The following is a 15,065-nucleotide window of genomic DNA, read 5'->3' as shown; positions in this document are numbered from 1 at the left end:
AGGTGACTTTCTCGATGCGCGCACGGGTCCTCATGGCCCCTGTCGCGGTACTCGTGGGCCTGGCCTGCGGAGCCTGCAGCGGGGAGAACACCGAATCCCGGTCGAGCACACCGTCGGCCGTCTCCGTTCAGGTGACGGAGGCCCCGTCGAGCACTCCGGACCGCGCTCCGTCGACGCAGCAGCTCGAGGAGATGCTCAGCCGGGCGGTCGACCCGAAGGTCCCGCTCGAGGAGAAGGTGCAGCTGGTGCAGGGTGCGACCCCTGCCGACGGCCCGCTGTTCGACGAGCTGGTCAAGCTGCGCAGCGACAACCCTCAGGTCAGCTGGCACATCGGCCGGCCCGTGCTGGAACAGCCGGGCCTCGCCAAGGCGCAGTTCTCGGTGCTCATGGGAGGTACGAACCAGCTCGCGTACGCGACCCTCGCCTTCGACGAGGGCCGGTGGAAGCTGCAGCGCTCCTACGCCTGTCAGATGATCGTCCAGGTCGGGCGCGATTCGCCCTCCTGCCACTGACGCCCTACTTCGGCCCGAACCGGTAGACGCTGCCCGTCTTCTGCGTGAGCTTCTTCGCGGGATCGTCGCCGACCAGCGTGCGGCCGCCCTCCAACTGCACCCCGCCCTGCCCGAAGGCACGCGCCGGGTCGATCTCGATGGTGCCGTTGCCCTCGGACGTGTAACTCTCGATGGTCAGGGTGCTGCCGCTGCCCGGCACGCGGAAGACGGAGTCGTCGGGCGACTCGTCCACCTTGGCCTTCAGTTCGGGGCGCAGGGTGGTGCCGCCGAGCGTCACCCGCATCGTCTGGGTGAGAGTGCTGTCGGCGCGGATGGACCGCGTCACCGTCCACGTCGCGCCGGGGGCGACCGGCTCGGAGGGCAGCGGCACGAGCCGCAGGAAGGTCTGCAGCAGGGCCTGCTCGAACGCGGACTGCGCCTCGGCGGAGACGCCGGGCGGCGCCGCGAGGGTGAACGAGCGCACCTCACCGCTCGCCGCGAGCTTCACGCGCGCGACGGACCCGGCCTCCACGTCGAGGGCCTTCGTCGTGGCGGCGTCCGTGGACCGCGGCGCGTCGAAGAACAGGTAGACGTCGAGCGGGTCGGCGCACGCAGGCTGCGCGACCAGCGGCAGCGTCACGTCGCGGTTGCCGCCGGTCGGCTGCTCGCCCGCGACCTGGGAGACCTGCAGCGAGTTGGTGAACAAGGCGTACTCCGCGACCGCGGTCGGGCGGACCGTCAGCGCGCGGGGTGCGCCGGTGCCGGGGGAGTCGAGCACGACCGTCGCCTGCGGCACGTCGACCGTGACCGCGTGCGAGGGGAGCGCGGGCGGATTCGCGGCGCAGCCGGCCTCCGCCGCGGGGGCCGCGACCGACTGTCGCGCGGGTGCCGAGGACGAGGCCCCGGCGCCGGTGGAGTCACCGTCTCCGCACCCCGCGAGGGCGGTGACGAGCACCACCGTCGACGTCGCCACCACCGGGACCAGCCGCAACCGCTTGCCATGCACACCGCCACCGTAGTGGATGATGGAGTCATGGATTCCCCCGCAACCGCACGGCCGAGCTGGTATCGGAACCCGCGCATCCTCCTGGCGGTGGTCGCGGTCGCGGTCTTCCTCATCGACCTGGCGGCCAAGACCACGGTGGTCCGGCACATGGACTACGGCGAGAAGATCCACGTGCTCGGCCCGTTCAGCCTGTACTTCGTGAAGAACCCGGGCGCCGCCTTCTCCATGGCGACCGGATACACCTGGGTGCTCACGCTGATCGCGGTCGGTGTGGTGGTGTGGATCGTGCGGATGGGCTCCAAGCTGACCTCGCTGCCGTGGGCCCTCGGCCTGGGCCTGGTGCTCGGCGGCGCGCTGGGCAACCTCGCCGACCGGATCTTCCGCGCCCCCGGCGTCTTCCGCGGACACGTCATCGACTTCTTCTCCGTGGGCGACTGGTTCCCCGTCTTCAACACCGCCGACAGCGCGATCAGCGTCGCCGCGGTGCTGCTCGTCGCGTTGACCCTGTTCGGGCGCGACCCCTACGAGGGCTTCGGCGAGAAGCGCACCCGCACCGATCAACCCCGCACCACCGACGACAACGCCCGCACCACCGGATCGGAGGCGACCGATGCGTGAGTCGCGCACCATGCCCGTCCCCGACGGGCTCGACGGCCTGCGGGTCGACGCGGGCGTCGCCCGCCTGCTGGGCCTCTCCCGCACCGTCGTCTCGGAGCTCGCGGCGGAGGGCTCCGTCACCCTCGACGGGGTCGCGGTCGGCAAGTCCGACAAGCTGCACGCCGGCGCCCTGCTCGACGTCACGCTGCCCGAGCCCGCGCGGCCGCTGGAGATCGTGGCCGAGCCGGTGCCGGGGATGAACATCCTCTACTCCGACGCCGACATCGTGGTCGTCGACAAGCCCGTCGGCGTCGCCGCGCACGCCTCGGTCGGCTGGACCGGCCCGACGGTGATCGGCGGCCTCGCCGCCGCGGGCTTCCGGATCTCCACGTCCGGCGCGCCGGAGCGGCAGGGCATCGTGCACCGCCTCGACGTCGGCACGTCCGGCGTCATGGCCGTCGCCGTCTCCGAGCGCGCCTACACCGTGCTCAAGCGGGCGTTCAAGCAGCGCACCGTCGACAAGCGGTACCACGCGCTGGTGCAGGGCCACCCGGACCCGATGTCCGGCACCATCGACGCGCCGATCGGCCGGCACCGCAGCTCCGACTGGAAGTTCGCGGTCACCAAGGACGGCAAGCCGTCGATCACCCACTACGACACGATCGAGGCCTTCCAGGCCGCGACGCTGCTGGACGTGCACCTGGAAACCGGACGCACGCACCAGATCCGCGTGCACTTCGCGGCGCTGCACCACCCGTGCTGCGGCGACCCGACCTACGGTTCCGATCCGGTGCTCGCGAAGAAGTTGGGCCTGGACCGCCAGTGGCTGCACGCCCGCACCCTCGGCTTCACGCATCCCACGCAGGGGGAGTACGTCGAGTTCACCTCGCCGTACCCCGACGACCTGCAGCACGCCCTGGACGTCCTGCGGGACGCGTGAGTCGCACCCTCGCGGGCTGGGCCGCGCTGCTCGCCGTGGCCCTCGGCCTGTCCTTCTGGCTCGGGTCGGAGACCCCGGTGCGGGTCGTGCGGCCCGACGGTGACCGCCTCGGCCCGCAGTCGGGTCAGGCCGTCGCGGAGTACCTCGGCGACGCCCGCGCCTCCCTGGCCGCGGCGCCCGCCGGAGAGCGGCGCTGGGCGCTGGTCTCCCCGGCCGCGGAGTGGACGCCCGACGAGGTGTGGGCCCGTGCCGCGGGCCTCGACCGCGTGGGCCGGGTGCTGGTCCGGGTGCGGATCCCCGGCGTCGCGACCCCCACCGCGACGGTGCCGACGGGCCAGAGCATCGAGGGCGTGCGGGCGGCGAGCGAGCTGGCCGCCCTGGCGATGCCGACGCTCGTCGCGCCCGGCGACCGGGGCGACGCGATCGCCCGCGTCACCGCGGCCCGGCTGCGCGCGGGCGTGCCCGCGGTGGTCGGCGTGGTGGTGTGGGGCACCGGCGATGCACTGCGTGCGGTGTCCGGTCGGCCCGGGGTGCGGTCCGTCCAGGTCCTCCCGCGCGCCGGTGCCCGCTTCGGCGTCTCCGCCCTGCTGCCGTCGTCGACGGTGACCGCCGCCCCCGGCCCCGACGACCGTCCGGTGCCGCCGCGATAAATTACTGCTCTGCATCGGTATCGTGTTGGAATGAATCGATCGTGGGCGAGGCTGCCCGGGTGCGCTGTCCCCGTTGTCGCCGCCGCGGCCGTGCTGGCCGTCTTCGTCTTCGTGGTCGCCTCGTGTGTGACCTTCGGTGACACGACGCGCCAGCTCGATGCCGACGGGGTTCGGGCGGTCGTGAAGAGGTGGACGGGTGCCGCGCTTCCGGAGTCGATCACCGTCGTCACGGCGCAGGAGTACGTGTCACGGGATTCGTCGATGTACGCCGTCTTCGACACCGTGACCGGTGGGCTCGACGGCTTCCTCTCGCAACTCGGTGAGCGCACTGTCCGTGAGCTCGCCGCGGACTGCCGCGACCCCACGCGGCAGGTCGGGTTCAGAGAGATTCCCGGCTCCGTGCGCATCGTCGATGCGGCGCCGGGATCGCGCTTCGAGCGGGACGGGAGCAGTTGGGAGTTCCTCGTGACGCAGGCGGTGGAGCAGGGCCGGCTCGACAGGTGTCGCGCTGTCGTCGCGGTGTCCGCGAGGCCGACGGATCCGTACGTGTACGTCCTCATTCAGGCCGGCGGCGCTGGTCTCAGCCGATTGGTTCTCAGTCTGGTCTACACCTGACTAACACGAGAGGCATCTCACGATGTGAGAAAGCTCTCCGTGATCGCACAGTGAATCCGCGTCATCGCGAACTAGCGTCGAAGCCATGGCAACCGTGCATCGCAGCAGTGGATTCATCGCCCTTCCGGCGCGTGCGCTCTGGGACGTCCTCCTCGACCTGGAGCGCTTGCCGCTGTGGCAGCCCTTCGTCACCTCGGCGCCGCTGCGCGACCCGGTCGCCCTCGGTGCCCGTCTCGATTGGGTGCCGGATCTCCGCGCGGCGTGGGTGCACCGCCGGTTCGCGGCGCCCGCCGTCGTCACCGAGTTCGCGACCGAGAGGGCCCTCGCCGTCACGCAGGACGAGCCGGGCGGGATCACGACGCTCCGGTGGACGCTGCGGCCGGCCGCGGGCGGCACCGTCGTCGAACAGACCGTGACCTCGTCCGGTGCGTCCGGGCCGTTCTTCGACCGGCTCGTCGCCCGGCGGTTCGCCGCCGACGCCGATACGGCTCTGGCGCGATGGGCGATGCTTGCCGGTCCGCCGCGCGCCGCTGAACCGCTCAACGTGGTCATCGCAGGCGGCACCGGGGCGCTGGGCCGGCGGGTCGCGGCCGACCTCGTCCGGCGCGGCCACGACGTCACGATCCTCACCCGCTCGATCCGCCGCGACCTGCCCTTCGCGCAGGTCGCGTGGGACGGGCGCACCGTCGGGGCGTGGGAGGCGGTGCTCGACGCGCCGAACACCGCGGTGATCAACCTCGCGGGGAAGCTGGTCGACTGCCGGCCCACGGCGGCGAACATCGCGGCGCTCACCGCGAGCCGGGTGGACGCGACGCGGGCCCTCGTCGCCGCCGCGCGGGGCAAGGGCGTCCGCCGGTGGGTGCAGGCGAGCACGACCGCGATCTGGAGCGACGCGGGGGAGCGGTGGTGCACGGAGGACACCCCGGTACCGGAGCCCGGTCTGCCGCAGATGACGGGCGTCGCCCGCCCCTGGGAGGAGGCGGCCGCCGATGCCGAGACGGAGCACATGACCGTGCTGCGCACGTCGATCGTCCTCGACACGGACTCGCCCGCGATGGCGAAGATGGTCGGTGTCACCAGGGCCTTCCTCGGCGGCAGCCTGGGCGACGGCCGCCAGTGGTTCAGCTGGATCCACCGGGACGACTGGCTCGCGATCGTCCGCGCGGGCCTCGGGATCGAACCGGGCGTCGACCTGCCCGGCGGGGTCGTCGTCGCCGCCGCGCCGCACCCCGTGCGTAACGCCGACCTGATGCGCGGGCTCCGGCGCCACCTGCGCCGCCCGCCCGCGCCGCCGACGCCCGCGCCGGTGCTGGCGCTGGGAGCGATCGGGATGCGCAGCGACCCGGCGCTCGGCCTCACGGGACGCCACGCCACGTCGACGGTGCTGCCGGCCTCGGGCTTCGGTTTCGCGTACCCGGACCTCGACGCGGCCCTCGGTGACCTCCTCGACTGACGGCCGCGCCCGCAATCGACCGATTCGCCGGAGGCGAACGGAAAATCAATTGTGAGTGGGCGCTCACATCTGTAGTCTCGAAGTCGTGCCCGCGGCTAACGACACCCGATCCCGCGCACCGCACCTCCCGCCGGAGGAGCGGCGCGCGGCGCTGATCGCCGCCACGCGCGACGCGCTCCTGGAACACGGCACGGTCCCCACGACCAAGCAGATCGCCGCCGCCGCGGGCGTCGCGGAGGGCACCATCTTCCGGGTCTTCGACTCCAAGGAGGACCTGCTCGACGCGGTGATGACGGAGTCCTTCGATCCCGCGCCGCTCCTCGCCGAGATCGACGCGATCGATCCCGCACTGTCGCTCCGCGATCGGCTCTACCGGTTCACCGAGCTCGTCCAGGCGCGGTTCCAGCGGATCTTCGGTCTCATGGACGCCCTCGGGCTCGTCGCCCCGCCGCACCGGCGCGACCGGGACGCGGACCGTCGGGCGAAGGACGGCGGCCCCGCGCTCGTGACCCGCCTCCGCGGCGTGATCGGCGACGACGCCGACCAGCTCTCCGTCCCACCGGAGGAGGCGATCCATCTCCTGCGCCTGCTCACCTTCTCCGGCAGCCACCCCCACATCAGCGACGGGCACGTCCTGTCGCCGCGCCGCATCGTCGACGTCCTGCTCGACGGCATCTCCGCCCAGCCCTCCACCGCGCGAAGGAACAGCCCCCCGTGACCCTTCTCAGACTCATCGCCGCCCACCTGCGGCCCTACCGGCCCTGGCTGCTCGCCGTGGCCGCCTTCCAGCTCGTCAGCGTCGTCGCCAATCTGGTGCTGCCCAGTATCAACGCCAAGATCATCGATCTCGGCGTCACGACCGGCGACACCGGCTACATCTGGCGCATGGGCGGGATCATGCTGGCCATCACGCTGTTCCAGGTGGTCGCCGCCGGCGGCGCCACCTACTTTGCGTCCCGCAGCGCCATGGCCTTCGGCCGCGACACCCGGCGGTCCCTGTTCGGCCGGGTCCGCACCTTCTCCGGCCGCGAGGTCTCCGGCTTCGGCGCCGCCTCGCTGATCACCCGCACCACCAACGACGTGCAGCAGGTCCAGCTGCTCGTACTGATGACGCTGTCGATGATGATCCAGGCGCCGTTCATGGCCGTCGGCGGCGTCTTCATGGCGCTGCGCGAGGAGCCGGGCCTCGCCTGGCTCATGGTCGTGGCCGTGCCCGTCCTCGGCGCGGTCCTGGGCGTCGTCATCGCCAAGATGATCCCCGGCTTCCGCGTGGTGCAGACGCGTCTCGATGCGGTCAATCAGGTGCTCCGCGAACAGCTCACGGGCGTCCGTGTGATCCGGGCGTTCGTCCGCGAGCCCGTCGAGCGGGAGCGGTTCGACGGTGCCAACACCGCCCTCACCGGCGCCTCCATCCGCGTCATGCGGCTCATGGCCGTCATGTTCCCGTGGGTCATGCTCGTGCTCAACCTCTCCACCGTCGCGGTCTGGTGGTTCGGGGCGCACCTCATCGCCGACGGCACCGCCCAGATCGGCTCCGTCACCGCCTACATGCAGTACATGATGCAGATCCTCATGTCGGTGATGATGGCGACCTTCATGGTGATGACGGTGCCGCGCGCCTCCGTCGCGGCGGAGCGCATCACCGACGTGCTCACCACCACCTCCACCGTCGCGCCGCCGGAGCGGCCCGATCCGCTCCCCGCGATCACCGGCACCGTCGAACTGGACGACGTCACGATGTGTTACCAGGGCGCCGCGAAACCGGTGCTGCAGAACGTGAACCTGTCGGCCCGGCCGGGGGAGACCGTCGCCATCATCGGGTCCACGGGGTCGGGGAAGTCGACGCTGATCAACCTGCTGGCGCGGCTGTTCGACGCGACCGCGGGTGCGGTGCGCTACGACGGCGTCGACGTCCGGGACCTCCGCGCCGACGCCCTGTGGGGGCACGTCGGGCTGGTGCCGCAGCGCGGCTACCTGTTCAGCGGCACCGTCGCGAGCAACCTGCGCTTCGGCAATCCCGACGCGACCGACGACGAGCTCGCCGAGGCCCTGCGCATCGCGCAGGCGGAGGGCTTCGTCGCCGAGCTCGGCGGCCTCGACGCGCCGATCGCCCAGGGCGGTACCAACGTCTCCGGCGGCCAGCGTCAGCGGCTCGCGATCGCCCGCGCGCTCGTCGCGAAGCCGGCGATCTACCTCTTCGACGACAGCTTCTCCGCGCTCGACCTCGCGACCGACGCGAAGCTGCGCGCCGCGTTGCGCCCCTACACGCGGGAGGCGACCGTCTTCATCGTGGGCCAGCGCATCTCGACGATCGCGGGCGCCGATCAGATCCTCGTGCTCGAGGACGGCGAGGTGGTCGGCCACGGCACCCACGCCGAGCTCCTCGAGACGTGTCCCACCTATCAGGAGATCGCCGGCAGCCAGGCGACGGCGGGGAGTGCAGCATGACCGGACCCGGAGCACGGGCCGCCGCCGCGGCGACGGCGGGCTCGCCCACCCAGAAGCCGATGACCTTCTGGCCCTCGCTCAAGCGTCTCCTCGGCCGCCTGCGGGAGCAGCGCTCGGCGATGACGGCGGCGGTGCTGCTGTCGGTCGGCTCGGTCACGGCGGCGGTGATCGCCCCGAAGGTGATCGGCAGCGCGGTGGACGCGATCTACGACGGCTTCCGCTCGCAGTTGCAGCACGGGCCGGGCATCGACTTCTCCCGCGTCGGAACGATCCTCGCCTGGGTGATCGCGCTGTTCGTGGCGAGCGCGGCGCTGCAGTACGCGCAGGGCTTCCTGCTCAACGGCGCGGTGCAACGCGTCATGTACTCGCTCCGGCGGGAGGTCGAGGAGAAGCTGAACCGGCTGCCGCTGAGCTACTTCGACAAGCAGCCCCGCGGCGAGCTGCTCTCCCGCGTGACCAACGACATCGACAACCTCGGCCAGTCGCTGACGCAGGCGCTGAGCCAGCTCATCGTCTCGGCGTTCACCGTGATCGGCGTGCTGATCATGATGCTCGTCGTGTCGCCGCTGCTCACCGCCGTCGCGGTCGTCGTGATCCCGCTGATCGTGATCTTCGCGGGCCAGATCATGAAGCGGAGCCAGAAGCACTTCGTCGCGCAGTGGAAGTCCACCGGCTCGCTCAACGCCCAGGTCGAGGAGGCCTTCACCGGGCACGATCTGGTCACCGTCTACGGCCGCGGCGACGCCCTGCAGGAGCGTTTCGCGACGGAGAACGACGCTCTGATGAACGCGAGCTACAAGGCGCAGTTCCTGTCCGGCCTGGTGATGCCGATCAGCATGTTCGTCGGCAACCTGCAGTACGTCGCCGTGTGCGTCGTCGGCGGGCTGCGGGTGGCCGCGGGCGGCATGAGCCTGGGCGACGTGATCGCCTTCATCCAGTACTCGCGGCAGTTCACCCAGCCGGTCACCCAGATGGCCTCGATGGTGAACATGCTGCAGTCGGGCGTCGCCTCCGCGGAGCGCGTCTTCGCCATCCTCGACGCCGAGGAGCAGACCGCCGAGCGCACCGGCGCACTGCCGAAGCCCACGCGGGGCCGCGTCGCCTTCGAGGACGTCTCGTTCGGGTACAAGCCGGACGAGCCGCTGATCGAGGGCCTGAACCTGGTCGCCGAGCCGGGCCGCACGGTCGCCATCGTCGGCCACACGGGCGCGGGCAAGACCACCCTGGTCAACCTGATCATGCGGTTCTACGAGCTCAGCGGCGGCCGGATCACCATCGATGGGGTCGATATCGCCGAGGTCGAGCGCGCGGACCTGCGCCGCAGGATGGGCATGGTGCTGCAGGACACCTGGCTGTTCGAGGGCACGATCCGGGAGAACATCCGGTACGGCCGCCTCGACGCGACCGACGAGGAGGTCTACGCCGCCGCGCGCGCCACCTTCGTCGACCGCTTCGCGCACTCGCTGCCCGACGGCTACGACACCGTGCTCGACGACGAGTCCGGCAGCGTCTCCGCGGGCGAGCGTCAGCTCATCACCATCGCGCGGGCCTTCCTCGCCGAGCCGGCCATCCTCATCCTCGACGAGGCGACCAGCTCGGTGGACACCCGCACGGAGGTACTGCTGCAGCAGGCGATGCACGCGCTGCGCGCGGACCGCACGAGCTTCGTCATCGCGCACCGCCTGTCGACCATCCGCGACGCGGACGTCATCGTCGTCATGGATCACGGGCGGATCGTCGAGCAGGGCTCGCACGACGAGCTGCTGGCGTCCGGCGGGCACTACGCCGGCCTCTACCGGGCCCAGTTCGAGGGCGTCGAGATCTGACGCGCGAGTCGGCGAAGGGCTCGCCACCGGGGCGACGGTCCGCGAGCGGGTTACGCTGGTGCTCGACGGAACGGACGATATGGGGCAGAAGCGACCGACATGAGTGACGAACTCGCACCCGGGACGGTGATCGGCGGTTATCGGATCGAGCGGCGCCTCGGTTCGGGCGGCATGGGCTCCGTCTACCTCGCCAAGCACCCCGAGCTGCCCCGGTACGACGCGCTCAAGGTCCTGGGCGCCGGGTACTCGGGCGACGAGGCCTTCCGCAAGCGCTTCCTACGGGAGGCCGAGCTCGCCGCCCGGCTCGACCACCCCAACGTCGTCACCATCTACAACCGCGGCACCGAGGGCGCCCGGCTGTGGATCGCGATGCAGTACGTCGAGGGCGACGATTGCTCGGTGCTGCTCAAGCGCAGCCCCGGCGGACTCGATCCGGCGGTCGCCGTCGAGATCATCGGCCAGATCGGCCGCGGGCTGGACCGGGCGCACCGCGCCGGCCTGCTCCACCGCGACATCAAGCCCGCGAACATCCTGGTCGCGGCCGCCGACGATGAGGACGACGGCGACGAGCGGCGGGCGCTGCTCACCGACTTCGGCGTGGCGAAGGGCGGCGAGGACACCTCGCAGCTCACTGCCGTCGGCACCGTGCTCGCGACGCTCGCCTACGCCTCCCCGGAGCAGCTGTGCGGCGAGGAGCTCGATCCGCGCTCGGACCAGTACTCGCTGGCCGCGACGTTCTTCCACCTGGTGACGGGCAAGGTGCCGTACACGGGTGCGAGCACCGACGCGGTGATCGACGCCCACTTCAACGCGCCGCCGCCCCGCATCTCGCAGATCCGCGAGGGCGTGCCGCCCGCGGTCGACGCGGTGGTCGCGCGCGGCCTCGCGAAGACCCCGGCGGAGCGGTTCGCCACGTGCAAGGAGTTCGCGACCGCGCTCAAGTCCGCGTTCTCGGCCCCCGTCGGCCGGCCCGCGCCGCGCCCGGTGCCGCGCCCCGCGCCGCCCGGGTACGTGCCCGGCCCCGGGCATCCGTCCGGGCCGCAGGCCCCGGCCACGGCGGGACGTCCGTCGCTGCCCGCGACCGCGGGGCGTCCGTCGGTGCCCGTGCAGCGCACCGTCGCGCCCGGTATCCGCGGGCAGGCGCACCGGGCCGGCTACCCGCCGGCGCGGCCCGCCCCGCAGCCGTCGGCTCCGCAGCCCGCCGCGCGGCAGTCGGCCGCCCCGCAGCCGCTGTACGGTGCGAACGCGGGCGCCCGGTCCGGCGCGGTGCCGCGCCCGCCGGCGCCGCGCGCGCAGCCCGCGAAGGCCCCCTCCGCAGGCGGGATGTCGCCCGCGGTCCTGGTGCTGGTGGGGGTGGCGGTGGTCGCGTTGCTGGTGTTGATCCTGGTCATCGCCTTCGGCTGACGATCCGCGAGACGTGTCGGTGGAGGGGCCTACACTGCCTAATGACAGCGATGAGATTCTTCACCGGAGGTGAGTAGCCCATGACGTCCGCCGCCGGCTCGTTCGTCCATCTGCACAACCACACCGAGTACTCGATGCTCGACGGTGCGGCCAAGGTCGATCCGCTGTTCGCGGAGGCCAAGCGCCTCGGCATGACCGCGGTGGGCATGTCCGACCACGGCAACATGTTCGGCGCCTCGGACTTCTACAACACCGCGGTGAAGTACGACATCAAGCCGATCATCGGTATCGAGGCGTACATCGCGCCGGAGTCCCGGTTCTCCACCAAGCGTGTGCGCTGGGGCGACCCGTCGCAGAAGAGTGACGACGTCTCGGGCTCGGGCGCGTACACCCACATGACGATGGTCGCCGAGAACGCGACCGGCCTGCGGAACCTGTTCAAGCTGAGCTCGCTGGCCTCGATCGAGGGGCAGTTGGGCAAGTGGTCCCGCATGGACGCGGAGCTCATCGCCGAGCACGCCGAGGGCATCATCGCCACCACGGGCTGCCCGTCGGGCGAGGTGCAGACCCGGCTGCGCCTGGGCCACGACCAGGAGGCCCTCGAGGCCGCGGCGAAGTGGCAGGAGATCTTCGGCAAGGACAACTTCTACCTGGAGTTGATGGACCACGGCATCGACATCGAGCGCCGCGTCCGCGAGGGCCTTCTCGACATCGGCCGCAAGCTGGGGATCAAGCCCCTGGCCACCAACGACTGCCACTACGTCACCAAGGACAAGGCGGAGTCGCACGGAGCGCTGCTGTGCATCCAGACCGGTAAGACCCTGTCGGATCCGACCCGGTTCCAGTTCGACGGTGACGGCTACTACCTCAAGTCCGCCGATGAGATGCGCCAGTTGTGGGACTCGCAGGTCCCCGGGGCGTGCGATTCGACCGTGGAGATCGGGGAGCGGGTCCAGTCCTACAAGGAGGTCTGGGAGCACAAGGACCGCATGCCGCGGTTCCCCGTCCCGGAGCACCACACGCAGGAGTCCTTCCTCGAGTCCGAGGTCATGGACGGCCTGGACCGCCGTTTCCCCGACGGTCCGCCGGCCGACTACGTCGAGCGCGCCAAGTACGAGCTGTCGGTCATCAACGAGATGGGCTTCCCGGCGTACTTCCTCGTCGTCGGTGACCTCATCGCGCACGCGCACGAGGTCGGCATCCGCGTCGGCCCCGGGCGTGGTTCCGCGGCCGGCTCGCTCGTCGCGTGGGCGCTCGGCATTACCAACATCGACCCGATCCCGCACGGCCTGCTGTTCGAGCGGTTCCTCAACCCCGAGCGCGTGTCGATGCCCGATATCGATATCGACTTCGATGATCGTCGCCGCGGCGAGATGATCACGTACGCCTCGGAGAAGTGGGGCTCGGACAAGGTGGCCCAGGTCATCACGTTCGGCACCATCAAGACGAAGGCCGCGATCAAGGACTCGGCCCGCGTCATCTACGGCCAGCCGGGGTACTCGATCGCCGACCGCATCACCAAGGCGCTCCCGCCGCCCATCATGGCCAAGGACATCTCGGTCAAGGGCATCACGGACCCCTCGCACGAGCGGTACAAGGAGGCCGTCGAGGTCCGGCAGCTGATCGAGACGGACCCGGACGTCTCCAAGATCTACGACATGGCGCTCGGGCTCGAGGGCCTGATCCGCAACGCCGGCGTGCACGCCTGTGCGGTGATCATGTCCTGTGACCCGCTCACGGACGCGATCCCCGTGTGGAAGCGCGCGCAGGACGGCGCGATCATCACCGGTTGGGACTACCCGTCGTGCGAGGCCATCGGCCTGCTGAAGATGGACTTCCTGGGCCTGCGCAACCTCACCGTCATCGGTGACGCGCTGGACAACATCAAGCACAACCGCGGCATCGACCTGAACATGGACGAGCTGCCGCTCGACGACGAGACCACGTACCAGCTGCTGCAGCGGGGCAACACGCTCGGCGTCTTCCAGCTCGACGGCGGCCCCATGCGCGATCTGCTGCGCCGTATGCAGCCCACCAAGTTCGAGGACATCGTGGCGGTCGGCGCGCTGTACCGCCCCGGCCCGATGGGCATGAACGCGCACAACGACTACGCGGATCGCAAGAACGGCCGGCAACAGGTCAAGCCGATCCACCCGGAGCTCGAGGAGCCGCTCAAGGAGATCCTCGCGGACACGTTCGGCCTGATCGTGTACCAGGAGCAGATCATGCACATCGCGCAGAAGGTCGCCGGGTACAGCCTCGGCCAGGCCGACATCCTGCGCCGCGCGATGGGTAAGAAGAAGAAGGAAGTCCTGGACGAGGCCTACGGCGGCTTCCAGCAGGGCATGCTCGACAACGGCTTCTCGCAGGCGGCTATCACCGCACTGTGGGAGACGGTGCTGCCCTTCGCCGGTTACGCGTTCAACAAGTCGCACGCCGCCGCGTACGGCCTGGTCTCCTACTGGACGGCGTACCTCAAGGCGAACTACCCGGCCGAGTACATGGCCGCGCTGCTCACCTCCGTCGGTGACGACAAGGACAAGGCCGCCATCTACCTGGGCGACTGCCGCCGCCTCGGCATCACCGTGCTCCCGCCGGACGTCAACGAGTCCTTCCACGCCTTCACCTCGGTCGGTGAGGACATCCGCTTCGGCATGGGCTCGGTCCGCAACGTCGGCGAGGGCGTGGTCGCGTCCATCGTGAACACCCGCAAGGAGAAGGGGAACTTCACCTCGTTCTCCGACTACCTCGCCAAGATCGAGGTCGCGGCCTGCTCCAAGAAGGTCACCGAATCCCTCATCAAGGCGGGCGGTTTCGATTCGCTCGAGCACCCCCGCAAGGGCCTGCTCCTCGTGCACGCCGATGCCATCGAGTCGGTGCTGTCGACGAAGAAGGCAGAGGCCGTGGGCCAGTTCGACCTCTTCGGGTCGATGGGCGAGGAGGACGGTGCCGCCGGCCCGATCGACGACGTCTTCACCATCAAGGTCCCCGACGAGGAGTGGGACGGCAAGCACAAGCTCGCCCTCGAGCGCGAGATGCTGGGCCTGTACGTCTCCGCGCACCCGCTCGACGGCGTCGAGCACGTCATCGCGGCGCAGACCGACACCCCCATCCCGGCCATCGTCGAGGGCGACGTCAAGGACGGCACCCAGGTGACCGTCGGCGGCATCCTGCAGTCGGTGAACCGGCGCGTGAACAAGAACGGCGCCCCCTTCGCATCCGCGCAGATCGAGGATCTGTCCGGTGGCATCGAGGTCTTCTTCTTCCCGCAGGCCTACGCCGCGTACGGGGCCGAGGTCGTGGAGGACGCGGTGGTGCTCATCAAGGCGCGCGTGAACTTCCGCGACGACAAGGTCACCCTGATCGCGAACGACATCGCGCCCATCGATCTGTCCCAGATCGGCGTCGCGAAGCCGCTGTCGCTCACCATGCAGACGCGGGTGTGCACGCAGGACAAGGTCTCCGCGCTCAAGCAGGTGCTGCAGCGCCACCCCGGCGTCTCCGACGTGCACGTCAAGCTCGTCAGCGGCGACAAGGCCACCACGCTGCGGCTCGACGACACCCTTCGGGTGAACCCGTCGTCGTCGCTCATGGGCGACCTGAAGGCGCTGCTGGGCCCCAACTGCCTCGCCTGA

Annotated in this window: 12 protein-coding genes; 11 read left to right on the top strand and 1 reads right to left on the bottom strand. The window is 70.7% G+C overall.

Annotated features, from left to right (window positions below):
* Positions 1 to 14: 14 nt before the first annotated feature.
* Complete coding sequence (locus BLW32_RS18525) at positions 15 to 512, top strand: WKL family lipoprotein (RefSeq protein ID WP_139286259.1); 498 nt, start codon at positions 15 to 17, stop codon at positions 510 to 512.
* A gap of 4 nt (positions 513 to 516) precedes the next feature.
* On the opposite strand, the gene BLW32_RS18520 is transcribed toward BLW32_RS18525, so the two are convergent.
* The gene (locus BLW32_RS18520; protein ID WP_074850705.1) at positions 517 to 1,497 is read right to left on the bottom strand and encodes a hypothetical protein; all 981 of its coding nucleotides are present in this window, start codon (positions 1,495 to 1,497) and stop codon (positions 517 to 519) included.
* A gap of 27 nt (positions 1,498 to 1,524) precedes the next feature.
* Between BLW32_RS18520 and lspA the strand changes: the two genes are divergently transcribed.
* The 10 genes from lspA (at position 1,525) to dnaE (ending at position 15,065) form a co-directional block, all read left to right on the top strand.
* Entirely contained in the window at positions 1,525 to 2,115 is a 591-nt protein-coding gene (gene lspA, locus BLW32_RS18515; protein ID WP_068520925.1) for a signal peptidase II, read from the top strand.
* Positions 2,108 to 3,034, top strand: coding sequence for an RluA family pseudouridine synthase (locus tag BLW32_RS18510; RefSeq protein WP_068520924.1), 927 nt, complete (start codon positions 2,108 to 2,110; stop codon positions 3,032 to 3,034). The genes lspA and BLW32_RS18510 overlap by 8 nt, the downstream gene beginning before the upstream one ends.
* Positions 3,031 to 3,684: a hypothetical protein gene (locus BLW32_RS18505; protein ID WP_068739125.1), complete on the top strand. Its 654-nt coding sequence runs from the start codon at positions 3,031 to 3,033 to the stop codon at positions 3,682 to 3,684. The genes BLW32_RS18510 and BLW32_RS18505 overlap by 4 nt, the downstream gene beginning before the upstream one ends.
* Positions 3,685 to 3,714: 30 nt before the next feature.
* Positions 3,715 to 4,299 carry a hypothetical protein gene (locus BLW32_RS18500; RefSeq protein ID WP_068739123.1) on the top strand — a complete coding sequence of 195 codons (585 nt, stop codon included), beginning with the start codon at positions 3,715 to 3,717 and terminating at the stop codon, positions 4,297 to 4,299.
* 85 nt (positions 4,300 to 4,384) lie between these two features.
* Positions 4,385 to 5,752, top strand: coding sequence for a DUF1731 domain-containing protein (locus BLW32_RS18495; RefSeq protein WP_074850701.1), 1,368 nt, complete (start codon positions 4,385 to 4,387; stop codon positions 5,750 to 5,752).
* An 85-nt stretch (positions 5,753 to 5,837) separates the two neighbouring features.
* On the top strand, positions 5,838 to 6,470 hold the full coding sequence (locus BLW32_RS18490; protein ID WP_068739121.1) for a TetR/AcrR family transcriptional regulator: 633 nt from the start codon (positions 5,838 to 5,840) through the stop codon (positions 6,468 to 6,470).
* Positions 6,467 to 8,200 carry an ABC transporter ATP-binding protein gene (locus BLW32_RS18485; RefSeq protein WP_068739119.1) on the top strand — a complete coding sequence of 578 codons (1,734 nt, stop codon included), beginning with the start codon at positions 6,467 to 6,469 and terminating at the stop codon, positions 8,198 to 8,200. Before BLW32_RS18490 ends, BLW32_RS18485 begins: the two co-directional genes overlap by 4 nt.
* Positions 8,197 to 10,026 (top strand): ABC transporter ATP-binding protein, encoded by a 1,830-nt coding sequence (locus BLW32_RS18480; protein WP_068739117.1) that lies wholly within the window; start codon positions 8,197 to 8,199, stop codon positions 10,024 to 10,026. Before BLW32_RS18485 ends, BLW32_RS18480 begins: the two co-directional genes overlap by 4 nt.
* A gap of 99 nt (positions 10,027 to 10,125) precedes the next feature.
* Positions 10,126 to 11,430: a serine/threonine-protein kinase gene (locus tag BLW32_RS18475; protein ID WP_068739115.1), complete on the top strand. Its 1,305-nt coding sequence runs from the start codon at positions 10,126 to 10,128 to the stop codon at positions 11,428 to 11,430.
* Positions 11,431 to 11,510: 80 nt separating this feature from the next.
* The gene (dnaE, locus tag BLW32_RS18470; protein ID WP_068739113.1) at positions 11,511 to 15,065 is read left to right on the top strand and encodes a DNA polymerase III subunit alpha; all 3,555 of its coding nucleotides are present in this window, start codon (positions 11,511 to 11,513) and stop codon (positions 15,063 to 15,065) included.

Source organism: Tsukamurella tyrosinosolvens, from assembly GCF_900104775.1.
GTDB classification, from domain to species: Bacteria; Actinomycetota; Actinomycetes; order Mycobacteriales; family Mycobacteriaceae; genus Tsukamurella; species Tsukamurella tyrosinosolvens.
Note: the sequence above shows the minus strand (reverse complement) of the source record. Positions and strands in the feature narration are given on the sequence as shown.

Bases quoted from the DNA above. Each gene is read 5' to 3' on its own strand.
- dnaE (WP_068739113.1), top strand. From the start codon at position 11,511: ATGACGTCCGCCGCCGGCTCGTTCGTCCATCTGCACAACCACACCGAG.
- BLW32_RS18510 (WP_068520924.1), top strand. From the start codon at position 2,108: ATGCGTGAGTCGCGCACCATGCCCGTCCCCGACGGGCTCGACGGCCTG.
- BLW32_RS18495 (WP_074850701.1), top strand. From the start codon at position 4,385: ATGGCAACCGTGCATCGCAGCAGTGGATTCATCGCCCTTCCGGCGCGT.
- BLW32_RS18525 (WP_139286259.1), top strand. From the start codon at position 15: ATGCGCGCACGGGTCCTCATGGCCCCTGTCGCGGTACTCGTGGGCCTG.
- BLW32_RS18480 (WP_068739117.1), top strand. From the start codon at position 8,197: ATGACCGGACCCGGAGCACGGGCCGCCGCCGCGGCGACGGCGGGCTCG.
- BLW32_RS18500 (WP_068739123.1), top strand. From the start codon at position 3,715: ATGAATCGATCGTGGGCGAGGCTGCCCGGGTGCGCTGTCCCCGTTGTC.
- lspA (WP_068520925.1), top strand. From the start codon at position 1,525: ATGGATTCCCCCGCAACCGCACGGCCGAGCTGGTATCGGAACCCGCGC.
- BLW32_RS18475 (WP_068739115.1), top strand. From the start codon at position 10,126: ATGAGTGACGAACTCGCACCCGGGACGGTGATCGGCGGTTATCGGATC.